Origin of the sequence: Paraburkholderia sp. J11-2, from assembly GCF_905220185.1 — a bacterium.
GTDB lineage: Bacteria > Pseudomonadota > Gammaproteobacteria > Burkholderiales > Burkholderiaceae > Paraburkholderia.
On sequence record NZ_CAJMYY010000067.1, the window covers coordinates 1 to 3,555 of the forward strand.

Here is a 3,555-nt window from a genome sequence, read left to right on the forward strand (position 1 = left end):
CCGACATCGATCCACTGGGTGGTGGCATCGACAGGCACCCACCGAGGATAGCGCCACGCATTTCCGGCACTTGCCTCCTCGCCTGATTCGAACAGTCTACGCGGCGGACTGCGTCACGGTCACCGCGATCATGCACGGGACCGCGCGGGTTCACTACGCATGCGTCGCGAGGCGCTATGGGCCACTACATCGGTGGGCGTCTGGCACGGTGGGTGCGAATCGTCAGAAAATTATCTTGCGACAGGCACCTGCCATGGCGGCCGGCATGTTTTTGATCGTAGTGCTTCTGGTCGGGGAAGTCGATTCGTCGAGGACAGTGTTATTGCTGCCGCGGAGTTCAACCGTCTTCCTTGACAGGATATCCGCTGTTTTGCCGGGCGATGATGGATCCGGGCAGCGTGGCCGAAAGCGCGGCATCAACGCTACCGCAAACGCGCGCTTCGCCCTGCGTCTTCACGACTATGGCGAAACGCTTGCACTTCGTCAACGATCATCCGGAGAATCGATCGATGTCGCGAGGAGGGCGCACCAGGACATCGTGTTTCGCACAAAACCACTGTTGACGCTCGAACCGCATGGCGCGGACATGTGCCGGATGCCCATCGCTGCATCGGAGATTGATGCACAGGGCGCAAGAAAAACTGGCCCGCAGAGCGGGCCACACATCGGGATGCGACGCGCGCCGGTCAGGCTGGCTTGATATTTGCGGCCTGCTTGCCCTTCGGCCCCATCTTGACATCGAAGCTTACTTTCTGGTTTTCCTGAAGCGATTTGAAGCCTTCCGTCTTGATCTCGGAAAAGTGGGCAAACAGGTCTTCGCCGCCGTCATCCGGGGTGATGAAGCCAAAGCCTTTCGCATCGTTGAACCACTTCACAGTGCCAGTTGCCATTTTTGAATCCTGTCGATGTTGAAACCTGAAATTGCGAGAATACGGCATCGCATGGAGGCGATCACCCGCAAGGGACGACTTTTTACCACGCCGGGATGACACCTGCCAATCAGCAGGTCCACGGACAGCACAGGGTCCGGCTTTCAGAGGCCCGGGCCCGGTGCAGGCATTCGTCGTTCCAACCCTTGACGGTGGCACCGTATGATTGCCGCGCGGTAATCGCGATCTACCCTGCAAGCGGGAGTCTCAGCGAAGCCTCCAGGCTGCGCCGCGAAGACTGATTCTGAAATGGAGCAGGGCAGGCACTCGAGAAGAGTCGCAGAAACATCGACGCATTGCGGATTCCTCCCTCGCCACGCGCGAAAGCCCGGTCTCCGTCAACATTTTTGTGCGGTCCCGTCCCGCACATTTCCGCGACGAGCAAACTGTGGCGCGGAAGCGGCCCTAACCAGTTTTGCAGTGCCAGCCCGGAGACTGGGGAGCCCATGTTACCCTTGGTCGACGCTAACACCAGCGAAGCCGCGCTCGAGGATGAACGATACATTCGAGTTTTCTCAGGATTTCGAGCCTTTCCTCGAAGACCTGCCGAGAAAGGACTGGCAGACAAAGTCGCTCGATTGCGCCATGGCCGATTACTGGGTGGCAAGCGATGGACTTGTCGCGCGTCGAGAGTTTCTGAGTGACGGTTACTTTGCCAGCAACACAGCCTCCTTCACGGCTTATTTGTTCCACTTCCGGAAAGGCGTGAGACTCGACCTGAAAGTGGTTGTCGCTCACGGTCGCATCCTGGAGCTGAGGCGGGAGCGCGAACCCGAAGCGGGGGAAGTGGTGGCTGAGTGGACTATCCCCGTGCCGGGTCCCGACGCTGAACGTCGCAGGTGACGCGGGCCGGATCGCAGGAGACTGGAAAAAAGACTGGTAACCCCCTACCTGTGTAACGAAAGGCGGCTTCGGCGTAAGCGCGCAGAAGGGGCGCGGCCGTCAAATGGGCGAGCCCCATGGTCGGAAAATGAAGAAGCCCGCGAGCCAGATGGCTTCTCGCGGGCCTTGTGCCGTGCAGATGGTGTCAATGGAACTCGCTGTCATCGCTCAACAGCCAGGCTGGAATATCACGCTTGCCGTTGAGTACGCGCCAGACCTCGACGTGATCCTTGCGCTCAATGTAAAAGATCAGATGCGGGTAGCGATCGAGAGACCATGAGCGCAGGCCCGGTATGTCCAGTTCGTACGAGTAACGGAGTGAGCCGATGTTGGGTTGTTTGGCGAGATGCGCGTATGCCTGCTCGATTTCCGCAATGAACCCAAGCGCTGCCTGTTCCGAGCCTTCGTCAACGAGGTAATGTGTCAGCTCGTCTTCTACGTCCTGCCTGGCCAGCCGGGTCGGGATGACGGGCTTGGCCGTCATTTGCGCGAAGTACGTACGCGGGCGCGCAGCGATTCGAAGTAGTCGGCGTCGGCCGGATCTGCGAGGCCCGAAGTCGCTCCCTGCAGGATCATTGTCCGCAGGCGCTTGCGATCCTGATCCTTGCGGATTAGTTCGCGGACGTATTCGCTGCTCGTGCCGTAGCCGCGCTCGCCGACCTGCTCGTCGACATATTCCTTCAGCGAATCGGGGAGGGAGATGTTCATCGTGCTCATGTGAACCAGTCTATCAGGCTTTGGCAAATTTTGCCAAACTCATCTCCTGGTAGATGTTCAGGGGTGGCCTGATCGGTTCGAGGAGCCTTAACTGGCGAGTCTTTCCGGGAAATCGTGCGGGCGGCGATGAACTGTCCCCATGCGATCCGCCGATCGGTGCGGTAAAGTGATCTGGCCGTACGGCTGCGGCATCAGGAGAAACCAGCCCGACAATCGGTCCTGCGGGCGACCTACATGGCGGAAGGGAAGTGGCGAGACTGGATGACGAAGCACGCACCGAGTGGCTGCGCACCGATCATCTGATCGAATCGGCACAGATCTGGCTGGCCTCGAACGGCGCAGAATGTGACTGGCTGGAGCGGGCAAGGCTCGTGGAGGCGTCTCGGGTGATCGCCAGGCAGGAAAGCGAGGTACCCTTCCCGAAAGACGATGCGGATTTGCACAGACTCTTCAATCTACGAACCGGTTGGTTTCTGGACTACCGTTCACCTGTCGTACAACGGCTCCATGTGCGCTGCGCTGCATATCTAGAGGAACCCTGATTATCTTGCTGGAATGAGGCAGATACGACCCAGAATCGCTTTCCCTGACACTGCCCGACGGCACTAAGGTCTCTGCGCTCCTGCGAGTGCCGGAGGACGCGCGAGCCCTGTATGTCTTCGCGCACGGCGCCGGGGCGGGCATGCAGCATGCCGGCATGTCGTCATTGGCCGACGCGCTTGCGGCGGCCAATGTCGCCACATTACGCTACCAGTTTCCGTACATGGAGCGGGGCTCCAAGCGGGTGGACTCGTCGGCCGTGGCACATGCTGCCGTGCAGGCGGCCGTCGCAGAGGCCCGCCGGCGGCTGCCAGCCCTGCCACTCTTCGCGGGCGGCAGGTCGTTCGGCGGCCGCATGACCTCCCAGGCTCAAGCCATCTCCCCGCTCGACGGCGTGCGTGGCCTCGCTTTCGTCGCGTTCCCGCTGCACCCGGCGGGCGCGCCTGGCGTGGAGCGGGCACGGCATCTGGCGGACGTCACGGTGCCA

7 protein-coding genes are annotated in these 3,555 nt (G+C 60.7%); 4 read left to right on the plus strand and 3 right to left on the minus strand.

Going from position 1 to position 3,555, the window contains the following annotated elements; translation table 11 throughout:
* Positions 1 to 265 precede the first annotated feature (265 nt).
* Complete coding sequence (locus U5A57_RS41030) at positions 266 to 700, plus strand: hypothetical protein (RefSeq protein ID WP_321918025.1); 435 nt, start codon at positions 266 to 268, stop codon at positions 698 to 700.
* On the opposite strand, the gene U5A57_RS41035 is transcribed toward U5A57_RS41030, so the two are convergent.
* Positions 687 to 890, minus strand: coding sequence for a cold-shock protein (locus U5A57_RS41035; protein WP_042293433.1), 204 nt, complete (start codon positions 888 to 890; stop codon positions 687 to 689). The genes U5A57_RS41030 and U5A57_RS41035 overlap by 14 nt on opposite strands.
* Before the next feature lie 531 nt (positions 891 to 1,421).
* On the opposite strand from U5A57_RS41035, the gene U5A57_RS41040 reads away from it, so the two are divergent.
* Positions 1,422 to 1,772, plus strand: coding sequence for a hypothetical protein (locus tag U5A57_RS41040; RefSeq protein WP_321918029.1), 351 nt, complete (start codon positions 1,422 to 1,424; stop codon positions 1,770 to 1,772).
* A gap of 184 nt (positions 1,773 to 1,956) precedes the next feature.
* Here the strand turns inward: U5A57_RS41040 and U5A57_RS41045 are convergent, their stop codons facing one another.
* Both U5A57_RS41045 and U5A57_RS41050 read right to left on the minus strand, forming a co-directional pair.
* A complete protein-coding gene (locus U5A57_RS41045) occupies positions 1,957 to 2,295 on the minus strand; it encodes a type II toxin-antitoxin system RelE/ParE family toxin (RefSeq protein WP_321918031.1) in 339 nt (112 codons plus the stop codon).
* Positions 2,292 to 2,528 (minus strand): type II toxin-antitoxin system ParD family antitoxin, encoded by a 237-nt coding sequence (locus U5A57_RS41050; RefSeq protein WP_201698493.1) that lies wholly within the window; start codon positions 2,526 to 2,528, stop codon positions 2,292 to 2,294. The genes U5A57_RS41045 and U5A57_RS41050 overlap by 4 nt, the downstream gene beginning before the upstream one ends.
* Positions 2,529 to 2,776: 248 nt before the next feature.
* Here U5A57_RS41050 and U5A57_RS41055 point away from each other — a divergent pair, with 248 nt between their 5' ends.
* Positions 2,777 to 3,070, plus strand: coding sequence for a hypothetical protein (locus U5A57_RS41055; protein WP_321918034.1), 294 nt, complete (start codon positions 2,777 to 2,779; stop codon positions 3,068 to 3,070).
* A gap of 80 nt (positions 3,071 to 3,150) precedes the next feature.
* On the plus strand, positions 3,151 to 3,555 hold a 405-nt coding region (locus U5A57_RS41060), incomplete at its 3' end, for an alpha/beta family hydrolase (protein ID WP_321918036.1).

Bases quoted from the DNA above. Each gene is read 5' to 3' on its own strand.
- U5A57_RS41040 (WP_321918029.1), top strand. From the start codon at position 1,422: ATGAACGATACATTCGAGTTTTCTCAGGATTTCGAGCCTTTCCTCGAA.
- U5A57_RS41035 (WP_042293433.1), bottom strand. From the start codon at position 890: ATGGCAACTGGCACTGTGAAGTGGTTCAACGATGCGAAAGGCTTTGGC.
- U5A57_RS41045 (WP_321918031.1), bottom strand. From the start codon at position 2,295: ATGACGGCCAAGCCCGTCATCCCGACCCGGCTGGCCAGGCAGGACGTA.
- U5A57_RS41030 (WP_321918025.1), top strand. From the start codon at position 266: ATGTTTTTGATCGTAGTGCTTCTGGTCGGGGAAGTCGATTCGTCGAGG.
- U5A57_RS41050 (WP_201698493.1), bottom strand. From the start codon at position 2,528: ATGAGCACGATGAACATCTCCCTCCCCGATTCGCTGAAGGAATATGTC.